This is a genomic window from Streptomyces azureus (genome assembly GCF_001270025.1).
Lineage (GTDB): Bacteria > Actinomycetota > Actinomycetes > Streptomycetales > Streptomycetaceae > Streptomyces > Streptomyces azureus.
Genome location: NZ_DF968427.1, coordinates 1 through 21580, shown reverse-complemented (window position 1 = coordinate 21580; position 21580 = coordinate 1). Strand labels below are relative to the sequence as shown.

Annotated in this window: 19 protein-coding genes; 10 read left to right on the top strand and 9 right to left on the bottom strand. The window is 72.6% G+C overall.

The window, feature by feature from the left end:
* Positions 1-221: SH3 domain-containing protein (locus AOQ53_RS34885; RefSeq protein ID WP_059423531.1), on the bottom strand; the 221-nt coding region annotated here is incomplete at its 3' end.
* A 182-nt stretch (positions 222-403) separates the two neighbouring features.
* On the opposite strand from AOQ53_RS34885, the gene AOQ53_RS34880 reads away from it, so the two are divergent.
* A complete protein-coding gene (locus AOQ53_RS34880) occupies positions 404-2494 on the top strand; it encodes a serine/threonine-protein kinase (protein ID WP_059423526.1) in 2091 nt (696 codons plus the stop codon).
* A 48-nt stretch (positions 2495-2542) separates the two neighbouring features.
* Here the strand turns inward: AOQ53_RS34880 and ilvD are convergent, their stop codons facing one another.
* From ilvD to AOQ53_RS34860, 4 genes are all read right to left on the bottom strand, one after another.
* On the bottom strand, positions 2543-4396 hold the full coding sequence (gene ilvD, locus AOQ53_RS34875; protein ID WP_059423524.1) for a dihydroxy-acid dehydratase: 1854 nt from the start codon (positions 4394-4396) through the stop codon (positions 2543-2545).
* A gap of 138 nt (positions 4397-4534) precedes the next feature.
* Positions 4535-5173: a TetR/AcrR family transcriptional regulator gene (locus tag AOQ53_RS34870; RefSeq protein WP_059423522.1), complete on the bottom strand. Its 639-nt coding sequence runs from the start codon at positions 5171-5173 to the stop codon at positions 4535-4537.
* Positions 5170-5994: a sugar phosphate isomerase/epimerase family protein gene (locus AOQ53_RS34865; protein ID WP_059423529.1), complete on the bottom strand. Its 825-nt coding sequence runs from the start codon at positions 5992-5994 to the stop codon at positions 5170-5172. The genes AOQ53_RS34870 and AOQ53_RS34865 overlap by 4 nt, the downstream gene beginning before the upstream one ends.
* Positions 5995-6085: 91 nt before the next feature.
* Complete coding sequence (locus AOQ53_RS34860; RefSeq protein ID WP_059423520.1) at positions 6086-7018, bottom strand: Ppx/GppA phosphatase family protein; 933 nt, start codon at positions 7016-7018, stop codon at positions 6086-6088.
* Positions 7019-7089: 71 nt separating this feature from the next.
* Between AOQ53_RS34860 and AOQ53_RS34855 the strand changes: the two genes are divergently transcribed.
* The gene (locus AOQ53_RS34855; protein WP_059423518.1) at positions 7090-7890 is read left to right on the top strand and encodes a hypothetical protein; all 801 of its coding nucleotides are present in this window, start codon (positions 7090-7092) and stop codon (positions 7888-7890) included.
* A gap of 73 nt (positions 7891-7963) precedes the next feature.
* On the opposite strand, the gene AOQ53_RS34850 is transcribed toward AOQ53_RS34855, so the two are convergent.
* Entirely contained in the window at positions 7964-9676 is a 1713-nt protein-coding gene (locus AOQ53_RS34850) for a BACON domain-containing protein (RefSeq protein WP_059423517.1), read from the bottom strand.
* Between the two features lie 195 nt (positions 9677-9871).
* Between AOQ53_RS34850 and radA the strand changes: the two genes are divergently transcribed.
* Positions 9872-11281, top strand: a complete 1410-nt coding sequence (radA, locus tag AOQ53_RS34845) for a DNA repair protein RadA (protein WP_059423515.1) — start codon at positions 9872-9874, stop codon at positions 11279-11281.
* A gap of 80 nt (positions 11282-11361) precedes the next feature.
* Complete coding sequence (disA, locus tag AOQ53_RS34840; RefSeq protein ID WP_059423513.1) at positions 11362-12486, top strand: DNA integrity scanning diadenylate cyclase DisA; 1125 nt, start codon at positions 11362-11364, stop codon at positions 12484-12486.
* Positions 12487-12807: 321 nt separating this feature from the next.
* Here disA and AOQ53_RS34835 read toward each other — a convergent pair whose 3' ends face one another.
* The gene (locus tag AOQ53_RS34835) at positions 12808-13668 is read right to left on the bottom strand and encodes a hypothetical protein (protein ID WP_078945645.1); all 861 of its coding nucleotides are present in this window, start codon (positions 13666-13668) and stop codon (positions 12808-12810) included.
* A gap of 175 nt (positions 13669-13843) precedes the next feature.
* On the opposite strand from AOQ53_RS34835, the gene AOQ53_RS34830 reads away from it, so the two are divergent.
* Positions 13844-14485 (top strand): phosphatase PAP2 family protein, encoded by a 642-nt coding sequence (locus tag AOQ53_RS34830; RefSeq protein ID WP_059423509.1) that lies wholly within the window; start codon positions 13844-13846, stop codon positions 14483-14485.
* Positions 14486-14546: 61 nt separating this feature from the next.
* On the opposite strand, the gene AOQ53_RS34825 is transcribed toward AOQ53_RS34830, so the two are convergent.
* Positions 14547-15221, bottom strand: coding sequence for a response regulator transcription factor (locus tag AOQ53_RS34825; RefSeq protein WP_059423506.1), 675 nt, complete (start codon positions 15219-15221; stop codon positions 14547-14549).
* Positions 15218-16792 (bottom strand): sensor histidine kinase, encoded by a 1575-nt coding sequence (locus AOQ53_RS34820; protein WP_059423504.1) that lies wholly within the window; start codon positions 16790-16792, stop codon positions 15218-15220. Before AOQ53_RS34820 ends, AOQ53_RS34825 begins: the two co-directional genes overlap by 4 nt.
* A gap of 119 nt (positions 16793-16911) precedes the next feature.
* Here AOQ53_RS34820 and AOQ53_RS34815 point away from each other — a divergent pair, with 119 nt between their 5' ends.
* From AOQ53_RS34815 to cseC, 5 genes are all read left to right on the top strand, one after another.
* A complete protein-coding gene (locus AOQ53_RS34815) occupies positions 16912-17847 on the top strand; it encodes an HhH-GPD family protein (RefSeq protein WP_059423527.1) in 936 nt (311 codons plus the stop codon).
* 288 nt (positions 17848-18135) lie between these two features.
* A complete protein-coding gene (locus tag AOQ53_RS34810) occupies positions 18136-18675 on the top strand; it encodes a SigE family RNA polymerase sigma factor (protein ID WP_059423502.1) in 540 nt (179 codons plus the stop codon).
* Entirely contained in the window at positions 18663-19313 is a 651-nt protein-coding gene (locus tag AOQ53_RS34805) for a hypothetical protein (RefSeq protein ID WP_059423500.1), read from the top strand. The genes AOQ53_RS34810 and AOQ53_RS34805 overlap by 13 nt, the downstream gene beginning before the upstream one ends.
* Positions 19314-19450: 137 nt before the next feature.
* Positions 19451-20152, top strand: a complete 702-nt coding sequence (gene cseB, locus AOQ53_RS34800) for a two-component system response regulator CseB (protein ID WP_059423499.1) — start codon at positions 19451-19453, stop codon at positions 20150-20152.
* Between the two features lie 9 nt (positions 20153-20161).
* A complete protein-coding gene (gene cseC / locus AOQ53_RS34795) occupies positions 20162-21517 on the top strand; it encodes a two-component system sensor histidine kinase CseC (protein WP_059423496.1) in 1356 nt (451 codons plus the stop codon).
* The last annotated feature ends 63 nt before the right edge of the window (positions 21518-21580 follow it).

Genomic DNA, 21580 nt, shown 5'->3' with positions numbered 1-21580 from the left:
TACGGGCCGCTCACCGTCGTCCCCGGTGTCTGGCAGAAGATCGCCACCCTGGCCCCCTCGGGCAGGACGCGGACGACGGTGTAGCCGGTGCCGGGGCCGCTGCGGACGTTCAGCCGGACGCCCGGTGCGACCGAGTAATAGCGCAGGGCCGATGCCCCCATCGTGGCGACGGTCTCGCCGCCGTCCCCGCCGTCGACCTCTTCCACACGGTCAACAGACATGTAAACCCTCCCCCGTTGATCCCCATGACTGACATGGGCTCCCGTTGATTCCCCTGAATCACGCCATGAAACACATGTACGCGACTCGCGCATGGAGGCTAGCAAGCCGCCTCTGTCCCGTACGAGTCATCGACTAGGCTCCGTGCGTCGCGCGCGCGGACGAACAGCACGGGGGTGGTTCCATGGCGCCACAGCGAAACACCGGAGCGGGCGCGGAAGCGGAACTTCCCGAATACGCCGGTCACTACCGTCTGGAGTCGTGCCTCGGCTCGGGTGGCATGGGTGTCGTGCATCTGGCCCGGAGCACGTCCGGCATGAAGCTCGCGGTGAAGGTCGTGCACGCCGAGTTCGCCAGGGATCCCGAGTTCAGGGGGCGGTTCCGGCAGGAGGTGGGCGCGGCTCGGCGGGTCAGCGGCGCCTTCACCGCGCCTGTCGTCGATGCCGACCCGGAGGCCGACCGGCCGTGGATGGCCACGCTGTTCATCCCGGGTCCGACACTGGCCCAGCAGGTGAAGCGGAACGGCCCCATGGCCCCGGCCCAGTTGCGTCGGCTGATGGCCGGGCTCGCGGAGGCGCTGCGCGACATCCACCGTGTCGGGGTCGTGCACCGGGACCTGAAGCCGAGCAACGTCCTGCTCGCAGAGGACGGACCGAAGGTCATCGACTTCGGCATTTCCCGGCCAAAGGACAGTGAACTGCGGACCGAGACGGGGAAGTTGATCGGTACGCCGCCCTTCATGGCGCCCGAGCAGTTCCGGCGGCCACGGGAGGTCGGTCCCGCCGCCGACATCTTCGCGCTCGGGTCGGTGATGGTGCACGCGGCCACGGGGCGTGGGCCGTTCGACTCCGACAGCCCGTACGTCGTCGCCTACCAGGTGGTGCACGATGAGCCCGACCTGGCCGGCGTACCGGAGGAGCTCGCACCGCTCGTGGTGCGGTGTCTGGCCAAGGAGCCGGAGGACCGGCCGACACCGGACGAGTTGATGCGGGAGCTGCGGTCGGTCGCCGCCTCGTACGACACGCAGGTGTTCATACCGGCGCAGCGGACCGGAGAGACGCCGAGGCCGCCGTCCCGCGCCGAGGAGCCTCGTCGCCGGTCCGGAAGACGCCTCGGCAAGCGGACGGTCCTCGGAGCCGGGGCGCTCGGCCTGGCCGTGATCGGCGCCCTGGTCCTGGCCCGGTCGCCCGGCGGTGACGGCGGGGCTCCGCAGAACACCGCCCCGCGGACCACGTCTGCCGCCTGGAGTGCGTGGGAGGCGACCCTGGCGTCCAAGAAGAACGCGCCCCAATGCTCCTACGGGGCAGGCCGGTTGCTCTGTTCCCAGCCCGGGGTGGTCTTCGCCCTCGATCCGGCCGACGGCCACCTGCTGTGGCGGCACGCCGTCGCCGAGGCACCCGTGAGCGGACCGCCGGTCCTGTCGGGTGGGCTCGTGCAGCCCTCATCAGGCCAGGTCGGACGCCTGGAGGCGCTCGATCCCGCCTCGGGCAAGGCACGTTGGCAGCGGAACATGCCCGCGTACGTCGGCCTGGAGTCCACCGGGGGCATGCTCCTGCTCACCGGCGCCGACGGGACGGTCACCGGCGTGGACAGCGCCTCCGGTGACACGCGGTGGAGCCATCGGATACCGGGTCACAAGGCGCCGTACTTCGCCGCCTTCACCGGTGACCCGCTGGCCTATGCGACGAGCACCTTGGACGACGGGGCGGGCACGCGGGTCACCGCGGTGGATCCCGACACGGGTGAGGTGCGGTGGGACGCACGGCTGGAAGGGGCGCTGAAGCCCCTCGGCACGGTGGGCGGGTCCGTCGTCTTCATGTCCCTCGACGAGGTCTACGGGGATGCGAAGGCCGTGGTCCGCTACAACCCGGACTCCGGAACGAGCCGGCGCGTGCCCCTGAAAGTCCCTCTCCAGCAGGCCCATGGCGCCGTGCGCGGGAACCTCGTGCACCTCATGGGGACCGGCGGATCGCTGGTGACCGTCGACTTGAAGGCGCGGAAACAGCTCTGGAGCCTGGAAACCGGCGTCGTCCGCGTCTCCACTCCGGTCGCCGACGGCCGGTACGTGTACGTCACCACGCCGGACGGCCGTCTTCTCGCCGTCGACGCCCGCCACGGACGACTCGTGGGGCAGACGCCCTCCCGGCTCGGCTCCGACGCGGACCGGGTCCCGGCCGCCCTGCCCCGGCCCGTGATCGTGGAGGACCGCGTCTACGCCACCGCCCCCCACGGCACCGTCTTCGCCGTGAACGGGCGCGATCCGTCGGCCTGGTAGGCACGGAAAAGGGCCGCCCCCGGCAGGAGGCGGCCCTGACCGAAGGGCTCAGCCCAGCATCGTCACGTCGCGCACGGCGCCCTTGTCCGCGCTGGTCGCCATCGCCGCGTAGGCCCGCAGCGCCGCCGAGACCTTGCGGTCGCGGTTCTTCGGTGCGTACACGCCGTTCAGCGCCTGCTCGCGGCGGGCCAGCTCGGCGTCGTCGACGAGGAGCTCGATGGAGCGGTTCGGGATGTCGATGCGGATGCGGTCGCCGTCCTCGACGAGGGCGATGGTGCCGCCGCCGGCCGCCTCGGGCGAGGCGTGCCCGATGGAGAGGCCGGACGTGCCGCCGGAGAAGCGGCCGTCGGTGATCAGGGCGCAGGACTTGCCGAGGCCGCGGCCCTTCAGGTACGAGGTCGGGTAGAGCATCTCCTGCATGCCGGGGCCGCCCTTGGGGCCCTCGTAGCGGATGACGACGACGTCGCCCTCCTTGATCTGCTTCAGCAGGATCTTCTCGACGGCCTCCTCCTGCGACTCGCAGACGACCGCCGGGCCCTCGAAGGTCCAGATCGACTCGTCGACGCCGGCCGTCTTCACCACGCAGCCGTCGACCGCGAGGTTGCCCTTGAGGACCGCGAGGCCGCCGTCCTTGGAGTACGCGTGCTCGACGGAGCGGATGCAGCCGCCCTCGGCGTCCTCGTCGAGGGCCTCCCAGCGCTCGGACTGGGAGAAGGCCTCGGCGGAGCGGACGCAGCCGGGGGCCGCGTGCCACAGCTCGATCGCCTCGCGCGACGGGGAGCCGCCGCGCACGTCCCAGGTCTTCATCCAGTCGGCCAGGGACGGGCTGTGGACCGCGTGGACGTCCTCGTTGAGCAGGCCCCCGCGGTGCAGCTCGCCGAGGAGGGCGGGGATGCCGCCGGCGCGGTGCACGTCCTCCATGTAGTACGTGCGGTCCTTGGCGACGTTCGGCGCCACCTTGGCCAGGCAGGGGACCCGGCGGGAGACCGCGTCGATCTCCTCCAGGCCGAAGGGGACGCCGGCCTCCTGGGCCGCGGCCAGCAGGTGCAGGATCGTGTTGGTCGAGCCGCCCATCGCGATGTCGAGGGCCATCGCGTTCTCGAAGGCCGCGAAGGTCGCGATGTTGCGCGGCAGGACCGTCTCGTCGTCCTGCTCATAGTAGCGGCGGGTGATGTCCATGACCGTGTTGGCCGCGTCGACGTACAGCTGCTTGCGGGCCGTGTGGGTGGCCAGGACCGAGCCGTTGCCGGGGAGGGAGAGGCCGATGGCCTCGGTGAGGCAGTTCATCGAGTTGGCGGTGAACATGCCGGAACACGAGCCGCAGGTCGGACAGGCGTTCTCCTCGATGCGGAGGATGTCCTCGTCCGAGATCTTGTCGTTCACGGCGTCGGAGATCGCGTCGACCAGGTCGAGCGTGCGGACCGTGCCGTCGACCAGCGTGGCCCGGCCGGACTCCATCGGGCCGCCGGAGACGAAGACCGTCGGGATGTTCAGGCGCAGGGCCGCGTTGAGCATGCCCGGCGTGATCTTGTCGCAGTTGGAGATGCAGATCAGGGCGTCGGCGCAGTGGGCCTCGACCATGTACTCCACGCTGTCCGCGATCAGGTCGCGGGAGGGGAGGCTGTAGAGCATGCCGCCGTGGCCCATGGCGATGCCGTCGTCGACGGCGATCGTGTTGAACTCGCGCGGGATGCCGCCGGCCTCGACGATCGCCTCGCTGACGATCCGGCCGACCGGCTGGAGGTGGGTGTGGCCCGGCACGAACTCCGTGAAGCTGTTGGCGACCGCGATGATCGGCTTGCGGCCGATGTCCGCACCCGGTACACCGGAGGCGCGCATAAGGGCGCGGGCGCCCGCCATGTTGCGGCCGTGGGTGACTGTGCGGGACCTCAGCTCGGGCATCGTCGCTCGCTCCTTCAGAGACTGCGTCAGAGGATTCGGAGATTTCTGACTGCTACCGAGCGTACGCCGGTCATCCAGAGGGCGGGACGGAGTGTCCGGAATACGGGATACCTGTCTCGGCCGGCGTCTCCGTGAGGCTTACGGTTCGGTCAGGTGTCTCTGTACGACCGGTGCCAGCCGCGCGATGATCTGCTCGGTGTCCGCCGAGGCCAGCGGCTCGACCTTGATGACGTACCGCAGCATCGCGGTGCCCACGAGCTGGGCGGCGGCGAGCTCGGCCCGCAGTTCGGCGTCCGGCAGGTCCAGCCGCCCCGCGATGCGGCGCAGCGCCTGGGTGGCGACGATGCGGCGGAAGACGGCGGCCGCCGTTTCGTTGGTGACGGCGGAGCGGACGACGGCGAGCAGGGGCGCGCGGGTGGCCGGGTTCTCCCAGACGCCGAAGAAGAAGCGGGTCAGGCGCTCCCCCACGCCGTCGAGCGGGCCCTCCTCGACGGCCTTCGGTGCCTGGAGGGCGGGTCCGAAGGACTGGGTGATCGCCGCCTCGAAGACCTGCTCCTTCGTCCCGAAGTAGTGGTGCACGAGCGCCGAGTCGACCCCGGCCGCCTTGGCGATGCCGCGCACGGAGGTCTTCTCGTAGCCGCGCTCGGAGAACTCGTCGCGGGCGGCGGTCAGGATGCGGTCCCGGGTGTCGGCCGACTCCGTGCGCGGGGGGCGGCCCCGGCGGCGGGCGGTGGTGCCGGTGCCGGCCGGGGGGCCGCCCGGGGGCAGGTCGCTCATCGCCTCGGCACCCTCATCGCCGAGGCCAGGTGCAGGCGCGTGAAGGCCAGCGCCTCCGCCAGGTCGGCCTCGCGCTCCGCGCTCGACATGGCGCGGCGGGTGTTGACCTCGATCACGACGTGCCCGTCGAAGCCGGTCAGGGCGAGCCGCTCCAGCACCTCGGCGCAGGGCTGGGTGCCGCGGCCGGGCACGAGGTGCTCGTCCTTGGCCGAGCCCCTGCCGTCGGCGAGGTGGACGTGGCCCAGGCGGCCGCCCATGCGGTCGACCATGTCCAGCGCGTCGGCGCGGGCCGTCGCTGTGTGGCTGAGGTCGATCGTGAAGTGGCGGTAGTCGTCCTTGGTCACGTCCCAGTCGGGGGCGTACGCGAGCATCTCGCGGTCGCGGTAGCGCCAGGGGTACATGTTCTCGACGGCGAACCGTACGTCCGTCTCGTTCGCCATGCGCCAGATGCCCGCGACGAAGTCCCTGGCGTACTGGCGCTGCCAGCGGAAGGGCGGGTGGACGACGACGGTGCTCGCGTCGAGCTTCTCGGCCGCCGCGCGGGCCCGCTGGAGCTTGGTCCAGGGGTCCGTGGACCAGACGCGCTGCGTGATGAGCAGGCAGGGGGCATGCACGGCCAGGACCGGGATCTGGTGGTAGTCGCTGAGTCTGCGCAGGGCCTCGATGTCCTGGCTCACGGGGTCGGTCCAGACCATGACCTCGACTCCGTCGTAGCCGAGGCGCGCGGCGATCTCGAAGGCCGTGGCCGTCGACTCCGGGTAGACCGAGGCCGTCGAGAGGGCGACCTTCGCGTCCGGGATCCTTACGGCTGGCTCTGCCATGCAGGACAGATTACGGGGTGTGGTCGGGGTGGAGCGGGGTGCCTGTTCGCCGTTGTGGCGTTTGCCACGGGCGGGCATGGCGCAAGGCCCCCTAAACGGACTCCATGTGATCCAGGCGACGCAGGATCACGCCCTCCCTCAGAGCCCACGGGCAGATTTCCAGGCGCTCCACGCCGAAGAGGTCCATCGCGGCCTCGGCCACCAGGGCCCCCGCCAGCAGCTGGCCCGCCCTGCCCTCCGAGACGCCCGGTAGCTCGGCTCGTTCCGCCTCCGTCATGCCGGCCAGCCTCGGGACCCAGCCCTCCAGGGATTCCCGCTTGAGTTCGCGCTGGACGTAGAGGCCCTCGGCGGAGCGGGCGGCTCCGGCGATGCGGGCGAGCTGCTTGAAGGTCTTGGACGTGGCGACGACGTGGTCGGGCGGGCCGAAGCGGCTGAACTCGCCGACCGTGCGGGCGATCTCGGTCCGGACGTGGCGGCGCAGGGCCCGGACGTCGTCCGGGGCGGGCGGGTCGCCGGGCAGCCAGCCGGCGGTGAGGCGGCCGGCGCCCAGCGGCAGGGACGCGGCCGCGTCGGGCTCCTCGTCGATGCCGTAGGCGATCTCGAGGGAGCCGCCGCCGATGTCCAGGACCAGCAGTTTCCCGGCCGACCAGCCGAACCAGCGGCGGGCGGCGAGGAAGGTGAGACGGGCCTCCTCCTCGCCGGTGAGGACCTGGAGCTCGACGCCGGTCTCGGTGCGCACGCGCGCGAGGACGTCGTCGGCGTTGCGGGCCTCGCGCACGGCGGAGGTCGCGAACGTCAGGAGGTCCTCGACACCCTTGTCCTCGGCTGCCTGGAGCGACTCCTGGACGACCGAGACCAGCCGGTCGACGCCCTGGGGGCCGATCGCGCCGTCGTCGTCGAGGAGCTGGGCGAGGCGCAGTTCCGCCTTGTGCGAGTGCGCGGGCAGGGGGCACGCGCCGGGATGCGCGTCCACCACGAGCAGATGCACCGTGTTCGATCCCACGTCGAGGACACCGAGTCTCATGTACGGAACGCTACTGCCAGCCGTGCCGTCCGCCGTCGTCGGTGTGGGTACAAGGCCCGTACCCTGGACCCGTGCCAAAGACGAAAAAGGCGAAGCGCGACAAATCACCGGGCGTCCCGCGGCCCGACGAGAAGGGCCTCGACTTCGCGCGTGCGTGGGTGGAGTTTCCCGATCCGGCGGACGACGAGCAGGTCTTCCGCTGCGATCTGACATGGCTGACCTCTCGGTGGAACTGCATCTTCGGCAGCGGCTGCCAGGGCATCCAGGCCGGCCGCGCGGACGACGGGTGCTGCACGCTGGGTGCCCACTTCTCCGACGAGGACGACGAGAAGCGGGTCGCCGAGCATGTGGCGAGGCTCACGCCGGACATCTGGCAGCACCACGCCGAGGGCACGCGGAACGGCTGGATCTCTCAGGACGAGGACGGCGACCGGCAGACACGCCCCTTCCAGGGCTCGTGCATCTTCCAGAACCGCCCCGGCTTCGCGGGCGGCGCGGGCTGCTCGCTGCACATCCTCGCTCTGCAGGAGGGCCGCGAGCCGCTGGAGACCAAGCCTGACGTGTGCTGGCAGCTGCCGGTGCGGCGGACGTACGAGTGGATCGACCGGCCCGACGACACGCGCGTGCTCCAGGTGTCGATCGGTGAGTACGACCGCCGCGGCTGGGGGCCGGGCGGCCACGACCTGCACTGGTGGTGCACCTCGGCGACCTCGGCGCACGGCGCGGGGGAGCCGGTGTACGTCTCCTACCGGCCGGAGCTGATCGAGCTGATGGGCAAGGCCGGTTACGACCGGCTGGTGGAGCTGTGCGAGGAGCGGCTGGCCTCGCAGCTGCCGTTGCTGGCGCCGCATCCTGCTGATCCGGTCGACTGACGTCCGCGACGTCCACGGCTTCCAGTACGGATTCCAGGGCTGCCAAGACCGTCTGCAGAACTGCTGGGACCGTCTAGGACGTGGGCGGGTTCGGGTCGCCGCCGTCCGAGGGCGGGGGCGTCGACTCCGTCGGGGCCGTCGGCCCCGGGTCCGTGGGTGTGGGATCCGGGTCGGGTGACGGGGGCGGGGTGGTCGGCGTCGGGTCCGGTGGGGCGGAGGTCGTGGGCGTCGGGTCGGGCCGGGTCGGAGGCGGGTCGCTCGGGCCGCCGGGGTGGGGGTCCGGACGCGGGCCGGGGTCGGACGGTCTGGGCGCGGTGCCGAAGCCCTCGATGTGGACGACGGCGCCCACCGGGGCGATCGCCACCTGCGCGCGCCAGGGGCCGGAGGGCTCCCGCAGATGGTCGACGTACACCTTGATCGTCAACGACTCGCCGGGCCGGAGCGTTCCCGACGCCTGGCTCAGGTAGAGCCAGTCCGCTCCGGTGGACGCGGACCAGCGGACCGGGGACGGACCCGTGGCGGTCAGGGTGACGAGGGTGGTGTCGCCGCTGTTGTCCGCCGTGATGTCCAGGGCGCTCTTGCGGCCGGCGCCGGCGACGCCGATGACCTCCACGGAGACGTCGGCCTTGCCGTTCTTGCCGAAGCGGGGGCCGGGTCTGGTGCTCGCGTTGCCGGTGTTCTCGTAGCCGCCGCCGGCCATCTCGCCGTCCAGGCCGAACGGGTCGTCCGCCTCGCGTGCGGAAGCGGAGCGGCCGTCCTGGCCCTCGCCGACGGGGGTGCCCCGGTAGGCGGCCCACAGGGCGAGCACGGGGGCGGCCACGACGGTGGCGACGACGGTCGTGGTGATGGCACGCGCGCGGAGGCGGTCCCTTCGTGCGGCGCGGTCCTTGGGGGCCATCGGGAAGCCGCGCCGGTCGAAGCGGGGTCCGGCGCCACGCGCGCGTGAGTGGTGGGCCATGGCGACGTGCACGGCCGCGCGCGAGGCCGGCAGGACGGGCAGTTCGGCGGGCGTGACGCTGGTGCCGGGCCAGCGGCCGGGGATGGCGCGCTCGGCGGTGCGGCGGCAGCGCGGGCAGTCGTCGACGTGCCGGACGAGTTCGCGGCGCAGGGTCGTGCCGAGCACGGGCCGGTCGTCGCCGACGAGGTGCGCGACGCTCGGACACGCCCCGGTCTCCACCACGGCCAGGGCCGCACGCGTGCGTTCCACCTCGCAGGCGGCGGAGGCGAGCAGATCGCGGGCGGCGGCCGGGTCCATGCCGAGGACGGCGGCGACCTCCTGGGGGGCGAGGTGGTGGCGCACGGCCAGTTCGAGCGCCTCGCGCTGCTCCGGGGTGGTGCCGGCGGCCTCCGGCCAGGCCAGCAGGGCGAGTTCGCGCCGCCGCTGCTCCTGGACCTCCTCGGAGACGGCCGGGCCGGCCGGCCGGTCGGCGCGCTGCGGGCGGCCCGCGGCGTGGCTGCTCTGACGTTTCTGCTTGGCCTCGGCCAGCTTGCGCAGGCACGCCCAGCGGGCCAGCGCGTACAGCCACGCCCTGCGGTCGGCGGGGGCGTCGGGGACGTGCTTGCCGCGGCGTTCGGCGAGCGCGAGGGCGTCGCCGAGGGCGGCGGTCGCGGCGTCGTGGTCGCACAGCACGGACAGGCAGTAGGTGAACAGGCCGTCCAGGTAGGGCTCGTAGCGCGCGGGCGGCCGCTGCGCCAGCGTGCGCGCCGCCCCGCGGTCACGCGCTTCCCGGTGCGCCCGGTGCGGGCCGGCCGTGCGGGTCGAGATCTCCGGAGTACTGCTCATCATTCGGCGACCGTAGGCGGCCGGGAGTGGCACCTTCCGGCGGCTTGAGCACATTTAATCCGTACGGGTGAAACGATCCCTCAAAGGGGGACATGAACCAGTGGTTCCGCCGCTGGCGCGGGGTGGCGGGCCCTGGCGCGCGGATGGCCGCTGCGGTCGGTCCCCGCGTTGTCAGTGGCGGCGGCTACGGTTTCGTCCATGGCTGCCCGTACGAAGACCACCAAGGACCGCCCGTCCTACCGCTGCACGGAGTGCGGCTGGCAGACGGCGAAGTGGCTCGGCCGCTGCCCCGAGTGCCAGGCCTGGGGGACGGTCGAGGAGTACGGCGCACCCGCGGTCCGTACGACGGCACCGGGGCGGGTCACCACCTCCGCCCTGCCCATCGGCCAGGTGGACGGCCGCCAGGCCACCGCCCGTTCCACCGGCGTGCCCGAGCTGGACCGCGTGCTCGGAGGCGGACTCGTCCCCGGCGCGGTGGTGCTGGTCGCGGGCGAGCCGGGCGTCGGCAAGTCGACGCTGCTGCTCGACGTGGCGGCCAAGTCGGCGAGCGACGAGCACCGCACGCTGTACGTCACGGGCGAGGAGTCGGCGAGCCAGGTCCGGCTGCGCGCCGACCGCATCCACGCCATCGACGACCACCTGTACCTGGCGGCCGAGACGGATCTGGCGGCGGTGCTGGGCCACTTGGACGCGGTGAAGCCCTCGCTGCTGATCCTGGACTCGGTGCAGACGGTGGCCTCACCGGAGATCGACGGCGCGCCCGGCGGCATGGCCCAGGTGCGGGAGGTCGCCGGGGCCCTGATCCGGGCCTCCAAGGAGCGCGGCATGTCCACGCTGCTCGTGGGCCATGTCACCAAGGACGGCGCCATCGCGGGCCCGCGCCTGCTGGAGCACCTCGTGGACGTCGTCCTGAGCTTCGAGGGCGACCGGCACGCCCGGCTCCGTCTCGTCCGGGGCGTCAAGAACCGCTACGGCACCACCGACGAGGTCGGCTGCTTCGAGCTGCACGACGAGGGCATCACGGGGCTGGCCGACCCGAGCGGGCTCTTCCTGACCCGCCGGGCCGAACCGGTCCCGGGCACCTGCCTGACCGTCACCCTGGAGGGCCGCCGCCCGCTGGTCGCCGAGGTCCAGGCGCTCACGGTCGACTCGCAGATCCCCTCCCCGCGCCGCACCACCTCGGGCCTGGAGACCTCCCGGGTGTCGATGATGCTCGCGGTGCTGGAACAGCGCGGCCGGATCAGCGCCTTGGGCAAGAGGGACATCTACTCCGCGACGGTCGGCGGTGTGAAGCTCTCGGAGCCCGCCGCCGACCTGGCCGTCGCCCTCGCCCTCGCCAGTGCGGCGAGTGACACACCTCTCCCCAAGAACCTCGTCGCGATCGGGGAAGTCGGTCTCGCGGGCGAGGTGAGACGGGTCACGGGCGTGCAGCGCAGGCTGGCGGAAGCCCACCGTCTGGGCTTCACACACGCCCTCGTCCCGGGCGACCCGGGCAAGATCCCCTCGGGTATGAAGGTCCTGGAAGTCGCGGACATAGGGGACGCCCTGCGGGTCCTCCCCCGGTCCCGTCGCAGAGAGGCCCCACGGGACGAGGAGGGTCGCCGGTAGACTTTGCCCTGGTCTCGCCCGTCCGTGCGAACCGAGCGCGCGACACGGGGGCGCCCAGAACCTGCGACCGGAGGAGTGCAGTGGCAGCCAACGACCGGGCATCAGCTCCCGGAAAGTCCGGCGGGAGTGCCGGTACCGATGGCCTGATGCGCGCCTCCCTGAGCGCCGTGGCGCCCGGGACCGCCCTGCGTGACGGCCTGGAGCGGGTGCTCCGCGGCAACACCGGCGGTCTCATCGTGCTGGGCTCCGACAAGACGGTCGAGGCGCTGTGCAGCGGCGGTTTCGTGCTGGACGTCGAGTTCACCGCGACCCGTCTGCGCGAGCTGTGCAAGCTGGACGGCGGCATCGTGCTGTCCTCGGACCTGTCGAAGATCCTGCGCGCGGGCGTGCAGCTGGTCCCGGACCCGACGATCCCCACGGAGGAGACGGGCACCCGGCACCGCACCGCCGACCGCGTCAGCAAGCAGGTCGGCTTCCCGGTCGTCTCGGTCTCCCAGTCGATGCGGCTGATCGCCCTGTACGTGGACGGCCAGCGCCGCGTCCTGGAGGACTCGGCGGCGATCCTGTCCCGCGCCAACCAGGCCCTGGCGACCCTGGAGCGCTACAAGCTCCGCCTCGACGAGGTCGCGGGCACGCTGTCGGCGCTGGAGATCGAGGACCTGGTGACCGTCCGGGACGTCTCGGCGGTCGCCCAGCGCCTGGAGATGGTCCGCCGCATCGCCACGGAGATCGCCGAGTACGTGGTGGAGCTGGGCACGGACGGCCGGCTGCTGGCCCTCCAGCTCGACGAGCTGATCGCCGGCGTGGAGCCCGAGCGCGAGCTGGTCGTCCGGGACTACGTCCCCGAGCCCACCGCCAAGCGCTCCCGCACGGTCGACGAGGCGCTGGCCGAGCTGGACGCCCTCACCCACGCCGAGCTTCTCGAACTGCCCACGGTGGCCCGCGCGTTGGGCTACACCGGCTCACCCGAGACGATCGACTCGGCGGTGTCGCCGCGCGGCTTCCGCCTGCTCGCCAAGGTGCCCCGGCTCCCCGGCGCGATCATCGACCGCCTGGTCGAGCACTTCGGCGGCCTCCAGAAGCTGCTCGCCGCGAGCGTCGACGACCTCCAGACGGTGGACGGCGTCGGCGAGGCCCGGGCGCGTAGCGTCCGGGAGGGGCTGTCGCGGCTGGCGGAGTCGTCGATCCTGGAGCGGTACGTCTAGCGCTTGAGCTGTACCGGTAGCGGTTGAGCTGTACCAGTAGCGGTTGAGCTGCACCGGCTGGACGGTTGGAACGGCTGAGGGCGGTACCCGGCAAGGGGTACCGCCCTCAGGTGTCCGAGCCGCCGAGTGCTAGTGCCCCGGCAGGCAACGTTCGCCCCGTCGCGACGCCCGGCACGCCCTCTCGCCGCACCGGACGAAAGCCCGAGTACATCCCGTACGAGGGCTTCCGGCCGGCACTCCCCCAAGCTCTTCGAGCAGGGGGTACCCCAGAGCACGCACCGGACGCCGCTCCTTGACGGGCGAACGTTGCCTGCCGGGGCACTAGTCGGCCGACAGCACGAACGACGTCCGCACCTTCGCAAAGCCGGGCGCCTTCGCTTCCACCAGGTACGTGCCCGTCCCGGCCGAGCCCGCCGGAGGTGTGGCGCACTCGGGGGCGCTCGGCTTGCGGTCCCACTTCACCGTGTAGGTGATGCCGCTGCCCGCGGGCACCCGGTACAGCTGGTGTGCGGCGGCCTTGGGGCAGTCCTCGGAGGACCAGTAGTCGTCGTCGGAGCTCGCAGGGGTGATCGTGAACACCGCGTTCTCCGGCCCGAGATCGATCTTGCAGTCGTTGCCGGAGATGTTCCGCGCGGTCAGCAGGAACGTGGGCGTCTGCTCGGGGTCGTAGGTGTTGTGCCGGCTGCGCAGGCTGAACTTGACCACGCCGGCGGTGCAGTTGGGCAACGTGGAACCGGCCGGCAGCGTGTCGCCCACGCCGACGCCGCCCACCGTGGTACCGCCCCCGGAACCACCGCCGCCACCCGACCCGGCGGACCCGCCGGAGCCGGAACCACCGCCGGAGCCCGTGCCGGAACCGCCCTCCGAGCCGTCACCCGAGCCGTCGCCGGAACCGTCCCCGGACCCGGACGACGAGCCGCCGGAACCCCCGCCGCCCGACTCGTCGCGTCCGCCGGGCGCTTGGCTGATGGCCGGGCCCGAACTCGACGGGCCGGGCGTGATGGAGGGCGCGGGATTCTTGCCGTTGGCGTCGTTGTCGCCGTCCTTGCCGCCTCCGCCGCCCATGGTCACGATCCAGGTGGTCAGCAGCGCCAACAGGGCGACCACAGACACCAGTACGACCCTCCGACGCCAGTAGATGGAGGAGGGAAGCGGCCCGACCGGATTGCGCAGAGATCCCACGGCGCAAACCTTACGAGAGATCGGCGCGTTCGCCTGTCCCACCCGCCGCTCGGGACCACAACTTTTCCGGATCATCATCCCGGAAACCACCGCCCCACCCCTGTCTTTCGACAGGTACGGCACGCGACGATCGCTGGGTGTGACGGTATCGGCCTGCCGCCTACCGTCCGTGACCATGAACTTCGAGGACAGCGGGCTCTACCGCGACATCACCGACTTCGCCCACGACACCCCGATGTGGGTACAGCACGGGGCCGGCGTATGGACGGAGGCCGGACTGCTGGTCTTCGTCGCGCTGTTCGCCATCGCCTGGTGGCGTGCCCGCCGCGACACTCCCCACGCGTTCGCGATCGCGGCTCTTGCACCTCTGGCCACGGCAGTGGCGTACGTGTGCAGCGAGGTGCTCAAGTCCGCGGTCACGGAGGAGCGCCCGTGCCGGGCGGTCGCCGGTGTGGCCGCGTCCCTCGCCGAGTGCCCGCCGCGCGGCGACTGGTCCTTCCCGTCCAACCACGCCACGATCGCGGGCACCGCGGCGGTCGCCCTGGCCCTGGTCCGGCGCGCGCTCCTGTGGCTGACGGCCCCGCTCGCCCTGCTCATGGCCTTCTCCCGGGTCTTCGTCGGCGTGCACTATCCGCACGACGTCGTCGCGGGACTGGGGCTGGGCACGCTCGTCGCCCTCATCGCCGTACGGCTGGGCACCGGCCCGGCGACGCGGCTGGCCCGGGCGATGCGCACCTCGTCGGCACCGGCCGTGCGGTGGTTCACCGGGCCGGGCACGGCGCCCGTCACGTCGTACGGCTCGCACGCGCGGCGCTGAGCCGACCGGTATGCGCATCACCGAGCCGGGGTGCGCCCCCACCGCCGCGCCGCCCCGGTCGTCACGACTCCACCAGCCCCGCCTCGTACGCCACGATCGCCGCCTGCACCCGGTTGCGCACGCCCAGCCGGTCCAGGACCGCGCTCACGTACGCCTTCACCGTGCCCTCGACGAGGTGCAGCCGGGCGGCGATCTCCGGGTTGGACAGGCCGGCACCGACCAGGCCCAGCACCTCGCGTTCGCGGGGACTCAGCACGGCCACGCGCGCGCGTGCCTGTGCCTCACGGGTCAGCCGGCCGCCACCGAGGCCCTCGTCGATGACGTACCGGGCCACCTTGGGCGACAGGAACGCGGCACCGGCCGCCACCGCCCGTACGCCTGCGATCAGTTCGTACGGGTCCCCGGACTTCAGCAGGAAGCCGGTGGCACCACCGCCGAGGGCGCGGGTCACGTAGGCGCCCTCGGAGAAGGTGGTGAGCATCGCGACGGCCGTGCCGGGCACGGTCCGTACGATCTCCTCCGCCGCCGTGAGGCCGTCCAGGCGGGGCATGCGGATGTCGAGCAGGGCCACGTCCGGGCGGTGGGCGCGGGCCAGCTCGACCGCCTCGCGGCCGTCGCCCGCCTCGGCGACGACGTCCATGGCGCCGCTGCTGGCCAGGATGGCGCGCACTCCGGCCCGGACCAGGGCCTCGTCGTCGGCCAGCAGCACGCGGATCGCCGCGCTCACCCCGCTCATCGTGCGAACTCCTCGTATTCCTCTCGGCCTTCGCCGGACAGGCCAAGGCCCGGGACCACGTCCTTGGCCACCAGCCGCCCGGCCTCGAAACACAGTCTGAAGTGGTCGACGGAGACGAAGAGTTCGCTGCTCGCGCGGTAGTAGCGGCAGTCGGCTCCCTCGGGTGGGGCGGGGGCCCGTTCGTCGGGCGGGTCGTTCACGTCACGCTCGGGGAGTACGCGCCCGACGTCGGCCTCCGGGGTGCCCAGGCGCAGTTCCGCGTACGCGGCGGGTTCGAGCACCGAGTGCGTCTCGGCGTACACGTACCAGCCGAAGGCGGCACCGACGAGCACGGCACCCACACCGGCCGCGGTGCCGAGGCCGACGGCGAAGCGGCGCCTGGCGTGCGTGAACGGCGCCCGGGCGGGGCCTGCCGGCCTGACCGCGGTCTGCCGCTCGGGGACGTACGCCCGGACCCGGAAGCCCTCCTTGTGCGGGCCCGCCTCGAAGGTGCCGCCGACGGCGGTCACGGCGGCCCGCAGCCCGAGCAGACCCGTGCCGCCCCGGGAGGGCCGCGAACCGTCCTGGGTGGCCCGGCCGTTGGTGATGGTGACGGACGCCCCCGCGCCCCGCTCCGTCACCGCCACGGTCACGGGCGCGCCCGGTGCGTGCCGTGCCGCGTTGGTCAGTGCCTCCCGGACCACGCGGTGCAGCAGCCGTTCGGCGACCCCGCCGGGCTCGGCGGCCGGGCCCTGCCCGGCGGGTTCCCAGCGCACGGGCAGGCCCGATTCCGCGGCGCGGGCGACGAGTTGCTCCAGGGTCTCGCCCGCCGGGGCCAGCGGCACGGCGTCGTCGTCCTCGCGCAGGACGCCGATGATGCGGTGCAGCCGGTCCGTGGCGTCGGCGGCGGCCGCGCGCAGGTCGGCCGCCGCGGCCCGGTGCTCGCCGACGAGTCCGGAGGCGACCTGGAGGGCTCCCGCGCGCAGGGCGATGAGGCTCAGCTCGTGGCCGAGGGAGTCGTGCATGTCCTGGGCGATCCGGGCCCGTTCGCGCAGCCGGGCGCGTTCCTCGGCGAAGCGGGCCTCGTCCTCCAGCCGGGCGGCGCGCAGCCAGCCCGCCTCGGCCAGCTCGCGGCTCTGCCGCCAGTAGCGACCGCCGAGCCAGGGAAAGACGCAGCCGAAGAGCAGCGTGCCCGTCATGACGAGCCACTCGGGGGCCGGGTCGACGCCGACGAGCACGATCCGGGCTGTGCCGGCACAGCCGACGGCCGCGAAGCACAGCACCGCGGGGCGTGCCCGGCCCGCCCGCAGCCCGAGCAGCAGCGCGAACACGCCGAGGGCCGGGCCGTAGGAGACGGTGAACAGGGCCGGGGCTGCGGTGAAGCTCAGGGCGGCAGCCAGCCCGAAGGCCACGAGCGGCAGCCGCCGGGACAGGGCGGCCGCGACCGCCAGCACCGCCACGCCGGCCGCCTGCTGCCAGGCCGGACGCGGCTCGTTCATCCCGAGCCGGTCCGCCGTGAGCGCGGGCAGGGCGAGGACCGCCCAGAGCAGGGCGCAGCCGCCTAGTGCCCCGGCGGGACGAGGACGTTCCATTCGCCCGACGCTATACGCGGACAGCGGGGTGGCACTGCTGCCGATCGTCAGGTACGACTGTCCCTCTTGAGTGGTGGTGTGCCCGGATCGCGGCTCCCGCGTGGCAGGATCGAATGGCCATGACTGCTCCCACGAAGCCCCCGCACACCAACCCCAGCGACCCCGCGTCCGGCCCGCCCTCCGGTGAGAGCCTGCACTCCCCCGTCATCGACTGGTTCGACGAGAACGCCCGTGACCTGCCGTGGCGGCGACCGGAGGCCGGGGCGTGGGGTGTGATGGTCAGTGAGTTCATGCTCCAGCAGACGCCGGTGAACCGCGTCCTGCCCGTGTACGAGCAGTGGCTGGCCCGCTGGCCGCGCCCCGCCGACCTGGCCAAGGAGGCGCCGGGCGAGGCGGTCCGCGCCTGGGGCCGGCTCGGCTACCCGCGCCGCGCCCTCAGGCTGCACGGCGCCGCCGTCGCGATAACGGAACGGCACGGCGGTGACGTACCGGCCGACCACGCCCAGCTGCTGGCGCTGCCCGGCATCGGCGAGTACACGGCGGCCGCCGTCGCCTCCTTCGCCTACGGGCAGCGGCATCCGGTGCTGGACACCAACGTGCGCCGGGTCTTCGCCCGCGCGGTCACCGGCGTGCAGTACCCGCCGAACGCCACCACCGCCGCCGAGCGCAGGCTCGCCCGCGCGCTGCTGCCCGAGGACGAGCCGACCGCCGCCCGCTGGGCCGCCGCCTCCATGGAGCTGGGCGCGCTGGTGTGCACGGCGAAGAGCGAGTCGTGCCACCGCTGCCCGATCTCGGCGCAGTGCGTGTGGCGGCTGGCGGGCAAGCCGGAGCACGACGGGCCGCCGCGCCGCGGCCAGACGTACGCGGGCACCGACCGGCAGGTGCGCGGACGGCTGCTCGCCGTACTGCGGGAGGCCCACGGTCCGGTTCCGCAGTCGGCCCTGGACCGGGTGTGGCACGAGCCGGTGCAGCGGGCCCGCGCCCTGGACGGCCTCGTCGCCGACGGTCTGGTGGAGCCGCTGGCGGGCGGGCTGTACCGGCTGCCGCTGACCTGACGTACAGACAGCCAGGTCACAGACGCGGGTCGTCGCCCGTCACAGCGATCAGGGTGGACAAAACGCCTTGAATCCACCCCAACACGCCCACCGCTGTACCCCGTTCCCACGTCCGTTACACAACCGACGGACAGCCGAGTGCTAGTCGAAGGCTGCTTCGGACAGTGCCGTGACAACGCCTCCGTACCTTCAATTCCGTTCCCGGAAGACACGGGACCACCAAGGAACACAGGCAGTGCACGGGCGGCGGGGAGCCGGCCGTAACGGGGAAGCGGAAGGCGGTTCACCATGGCGCAGGGCGAGGTGCTCGAGTTCGAGGAGTACGTCCGCACTCGGCAGGACGCGCTGCTGCGCAGCGCCCGCCGACTGGTCCCGGACCCGACGGACGCGCAGGACCTGCTCCAGACCGCGCTCGTACGGACGTACGGCCGCTGGGAGACCATCGAGGACAAGCGGCTGGCGGACGCCTACCTGCGCCGGGTGATGATCAACACGCGGACGGAGTGGTGGCGGGCCCGCAAGCTGGAGGAGGTGCCGACCGAGCAGCTCCCGGACGCCTCGGTCGACGACTCCACCGAGCAGCACGCGGACCGCGCCCTGCTGATGGACATCATGAAGGTGCTCGCCCCGAAGCAGCGCAGTGTCGTCGTGCTGCGACACTGGGAGCAGATGTCCACAGAGGAGACGGCCGCCGCCCTCGGCATGTCGGCCGGAACGGTCAAGAGCACGCTGCACCGGGCGCTCGCCCGGCTCCGCGAGGAGCTGGAATCCCGCGATCTGGACGCACGCGCGCTGGAGCGTGAGGAGCGGGAGCGGTGCGCGGCCTGACCGGCGAGGGGTCTGCATGGACCCGCGGCAGCATCCAGGCGGTGAGTACGGCCCTGGCCGTGCTCACCGCCCTCGCCCTGTTCGTGTCCGCGTGCGGCTCAGGCGGCACCGGCGCCCGTGACGAGGGCCCGGCGCACTCCGACTCGGTGGCGGGCGCCGCCACACCGTCCGCCGCGCCGTCGAGGACGCCCGACACGGTCGACGCCGTCCGGCTCGTCAAGGACGACCCGAAGGTCTCCCCCGAGGTGAAGCGCGAGCTGAAGCCGTGCGTCGCCGACGAGTACCCCGTCGACGTGTCCTACGGCAACCTGACCGGCGGGTCGGCCGACGATGTCGTCGTCAACGTGCTGACGTGCGGTGACGCGGTGGGTGTCGGCAGTTACGTGTACCGCGAGCGGGACGGCTCGTACCAGAATGTGTTCAAGGCCGAGGAACCCCCGGTCTACGCGGAGATCGACCGCGGCGACCTGGTCGTCACCAAGCAGGTGTACGAGAAGGGTGACCCGGTGTCGAGTCCCTCCGGGGAGAACGTGATCACGTACCGATGGGCCTCCGGCCGGTTCGACGAGGAGTACCGCACGCACAACGACTACGGGAAGGTCGTCGGCGACACCCCCACGCCGGAGCCCGCGAGCTGACACGGGCGCGAGGGCGCGTGAACCGATCGGGCCGCTCGGACCGATCCCTCGGTGAGCGCATCACATGAACCGTGCGTCCCCCAGAGAGAACACGACAGAACGCACCCACGAACCACACGAGGACTGAGAGCACCGGGATGGCAGACCAGACCCACGTCCTGTTCGTCGAGGACGACGACGTCATCCGTGAGGCCACGCAGCTCGCCCTGGAACGGGATGGCTTCATGGTCACCGCCATGCCCGACGGCCTGTCGGGCCTGGAGGCGTTCCGGGCGGACCGCCCCGACATCGCGCTGCTGGACGTCATGGTTCCCGGACTCGACGGTGTCAGCCTGTGCCGCCGTATCCGGGACGAGTCGACCGTGCCGGTCATCATGCTGTCGGCGCGGGCCGACTCCATCGACGTCGTGCTGGGTCTGGAGGCGGGGGCCGACGACTATGTGACCAAGCCGTTCGACGGTGCCGTCCTGGTCGCCCGGATCCGCGCGGTGCTGCGCCGGTTCGGTCACGCGGGCGGCGGCCGGGCCGAGGAGCCGGCCTCGCCGCCGAACGGCGGGTTGCTGACCTTCGGGGACCTGGAGGTCGACACCGAGGGCATGGAGGTCCGCCGGGCCGGGCAGCCGGTGGCGCTGACACCGACCGAGATGCGGCTGCTGCTGGAGTTCTCCACGGCGCCGGGCACGGTGCTCTCCCGCGACAAGCTGCTGGAGCGGGTGTGGGACTACGGCTGGGGCGGGGACACCCGCGTCGTCGACGTGCACGTGCAGCGGCTGCGGCAGAAGATCGGCCAGGACCGTATCGAGACGGTCCGCGGCTTCGGCTACAAGTTGAAGGCCTGAGCAGGGGTTATGAGGGGGCACTTCCGGCGCCTGGTCGCCACGGGCTTGGAGCGTGCGGGGATCCGCACGGGCCTCAGATGGAAGCTGAGCGCGGCCATCGCGCTGGTCGGGGCGCTGGTGGCGGTCGCGCTGAGCCTGGTGGTGCACAACGCCGCCCGGGTGTCGATGCTGGACAACGCGCGCGACCTCGCCGACGAGCGCATCATGATCGCCCAGCGCAACTTCGAGCTGTCCGGGCGGATGAACTTCCCCAACACCAAAATCGACGACCCGAACCTGCCGGCGGCGCTGCGGGACCGGGTCGAGGCGGGCCAGCGGGCGACGTACGTGGCGGACCGGCCCGGTGACGTGCCCGACATATGGGCCGCCGTGCCGCTGAAGAACGGGCATGTGATGTCCCTGCACTCGGGCTTCACCGACCGCAGCTCGGACATCCTCCAGGACCTCGACCAGGCCCTGATCATCGGCTCCGTCGCGGTCGTCCTCGGCGGCAGCGCGCTCGGCGTGCTCATCGGCGGACATCTCTCGCGGCGGCTGCGCAAGGCGGCCGTCGCGGCCAGCCAGCTGGCGGGCGGCGAGACGGACGTGCGCGTGCGGGACGCCATGGGCGGGGTCGTCCGGGACGAGACCGACGACCTGGCGAGCGCGGTGGACGCCATGGCGGACACCCTGCGGCAGCGGATCGAGGCCGAACGGCGGGTCACCGCCGACATCGCGCACGAGCTGCGCACGCCGGTGACCGGGCTGCTGACCGCCGCCGAACTGCTGCCGCCGGGGCGCCCGACCGAACTGGTGCTGGACCGGGCGAAGGCGATGCGCACGCTCGTGGAGGACGTGCTGGAGGTGGCCCGGCTGGACGGGGCCTCGGAGCGGGCGGAGCTCCAGGACATCATGCTGGGCGAGTTCGTCGCCCGGCGGGTGGCGGCCAAGGACCCGGACGCCGAGGTGCGGATCGTGCACGAGTCGGCGGTCACCACCGACCCCCGGCGCCTGGAACGGGTGCTGTTCAACCTGCTCGCCAACGCCGCCCGGCACGGCAAGCCGCCCGTCGAGGTCACCGTCGAGGGCCGGGTCATCCGGGTCCGCGACCACGGGCCCGGCTTCCCCGAGGACCTGCTCGCCGAAGGGCCGAGCCGCTTCCGCACCGGCAGCAAGGACCGGGCCGGACACGGCCACGGCCTCGGCCTGACCATCGCGGCCGGTCAGGCCCGGGTGCTGGGAGCCCGGCTGACCTTCCGGAACGTGCGCACGCCCGGGACACCGGAGCATCTGCCCGCCGAGGGCGCGGTGGCCGTGCTGTGGCTGCCGGAGCACGCGCCGACGAACACGGGCAGTTATCCGATGCTGCCGGGGTCGGGAACCTAGTAGTGCTTGGTCAGGTCGGTGTGCGGGTGGGTATGTCGCGGTGGCAGGTGGGGCAGGCGCCGG

Coding starts and splice junctions, on each gene's coding strand:
- AOQ53_RS34810 (WP_059423502.1), top strand. CDS start 18,136: ATGGCGCAGGGCGAGGTGCTCGAGTTCGAGGAGTACGTCCGCACTCGG.
- cseC (WP_059423496.1), top strand. CDS start 20,162: ATGAGGGGGCACTTCCGGCGCCTGGTCGCCACGGGCTTGGAGCGTGCG.
- AOQ53_RS34830 (WP_059423509.1), top strand. CDS start 13,844: ATGAACTTCGAGGACAGCGGGCTCTACCGCGACATCACCGACTTCGCC.
- cseB (WP_059423499.1), top strand. CDS start 19,451: ATGGCAGACCAGACCCACGTCCTGTTCGTCGAGGACGACGACGTCATC.
- ilvD (WP_059423524.1), bottom strand. CDS start 4,396: ATGCCCGAGCTGAGGTCCCGCACAGTCACCCACGGCCGCAACATGGCG.
- AOQ53_RS34860 (WP_059423520.1), bottom strand. CDS start 7,018: ATGAGACTCGGTGTCCTCGACGTGGGATCGAACACGGTGCATCTGCTC.
- AOQ53_RS34820 (WP_059423504.1), bottom strand. CDS start 16,792: ATGGAACGTCCTCGTCCCGCCGGGGCACTAGGCGGCTGCGCCCTGCTC.
- AOQ53_RS34815 (WP_059423527.1), top strand. CDS start 16,912: ATGACTGCTCCCACGAAGCCCCCGCACACCAACCCCAGCGACCCCGCG.
- AOQ53_RS34825 (WP_059423506.1), bottom strand. CDS start 15,221: ATGAGCGGGGTGAGCGCGGCGATCCGCGTGCTGCTGGCCGACGACGAG.
- AOQ53_RS34880 (WP_059423526.1), top strand. CDS start 404: ATGGCGCCACAGCGAAACACCGGAGCGGGCGCGGAAGCGGAACTTCCC.
- radA (WP_059423515.1), top strand. CDS start 9,872: ATGGCTGCCCGTACGAAGACCACCAAGGACCGCCCGTCCTACCGCTGC.
- AOQ53_RS34870 (WP_059423522.1), bottom strand. CDS start 5,173: ATGAGCGACCTGCCCCCGGGCGGCCCCCCGGCCGGCACCGGCACCACC.
- AOQ53_RS34850 (WP_059423517.1), bottom strand. CDS start 9,676: ATGATGAGCAGTACTCCGGAGATCTCGACCCGCACGGCCGGCCCGCAC.
- AOQ53_RS34865 (WP_059423529.1), bottom strand. CDS start 5,994: ATGGCAGAGCCAGCCGTAAGGATCCCGGACGCGAAGGTCGCCCTCTCG.